This is a genomic window from Deltaproteobacteria bacterium (genome assembly GCA_009930495.1).
In the GTDB taxonomy this organism is placed as follows: Bacteria; Desulfobacterota; Desulfovibrionia; order Desulfovibrionales; family Desulfomicrobiaceae; genus Desulfomicrobium.
Genome location: RZYB01000477.1, coordinates 1 through 1,045 on the forward strand (window position 1 = coordinate 1; position 1,045 = coordinate 1,045).

Below are 1,045 nucleotides of genomic sequence, written 5' to 3' on the forward strand. Positions count from 1 at the left end.
CTAGACGAATCGTCTGACTATTGGTCCGAATACGACGTTCCGCTGGGCATCGTGGACAGGATCAAGGCCACGCTGAAGGCTGCCAGGGGTGAAGAATGAAGCTCCTACTCTCAATCATCACAACGTCCCTGGCCTGCGGATTCTTCGCGGGCCTTTGTTTTTCCGACGGATGGGCATGGCTGCTGGCCGTCGTGTGGGTGGCCTGGACCGGGGTCCGATGGGTCCGGGATGAAATCGACAACTGGGATATTAACGAGGTCGAAATATGATGCGGATACAGGTTTCAAAACTCACCACGCCGGACCTCGCCCGGCTGGCGTGCCAGTACACCATGCACTCTCACGCGGCCAGCTCAATCACCCTGGATAAGCTCTACGCCATGGAGCACAGCCCGATCAGGACGCAGATTTTTTGCATTGAGCTGCAGGAGATTCCGAACTTCGTGAGTGTCCACTTCGTCCGCCACAATGTCGGCGTCCTGCACTACGTCCAGACCATGCGGACGGATCGCGGCGCGGACGAAATAGCCAACCGCATGACCCCCACCAACCACATGATGGTCGCCAATGCTCAGGCGCTCATCAATATGGCCAGGAAGCGCCTGTGTCACAAGGCCAGTCCTGAAACCCAGCAAGTCATGCGCGGGATACGGGACAACATGCGCCACATAGACCCGGACCTGTATCACATGCTGGTCCCAGAATGCCATTATCGTGGGTTCATTTGCCACGAGCATAAACCGTGTGGCCAGATGCCGAACGTGAAACACTACCTCGAAGCATGGGCGTGGTACGGTGAATGAAATGATAACGAAAAACATACTCGACACGCTGAAACAGGGCGTGCCCGTCACGCACCGCCTCGTGCAGGAAATAATCGTAAAACTCGAACGCCTCGAATGGGCCGAGGCCAGCCTTAACGCTGCCCTCCGTAAATACGCGGACATAGCCGTGGCGCTCTCACTGGAAGAATCGCGGTGGGTATGCGATGCGCTGGATGCTCACGACAGGCTAAAAGAGGCGGTGGCGTGGCTCCTGGACGTTGA

At 57.1% G+C, this 1,045-nt stretch carries 2 protein-coding genes; both read left to right on the forward strand.

Translation table 11 applies throughout. The annotated features are described in order from the left end of the window. The first annotated feature begins 265 nt into the window (after positions 1 to 265). Positions 266 to 802 carry a hypothetical protein gene (locus EOL86_15595; protein NCD26994.1) on the forward strand — a complete coding sequence of 179 codons (537 nt, stop codon included), beginning with the start codon at positions 266 to 268 and terminating at the stop codon, positions 800 to 802. A gap of 1 nt (position 803) precedes the next feature. Beyond that, the coding region (locus tag EOL86_15600) for a hypothetical protein (protein NCD26995.1) at positions 804 to 1,045 on the forward strand (242 nt) is incomplete at its 3' end.

Bases quoted from the DNA above. Each gene is read 5' to 3' on its own strand.
- EOL86_15595 (NCD26994.1), top strand. From the start codon at position 266: ATGATGCGGATACAGGTTTCAAAACTCACCACGCCGGACCTCGCCCGG.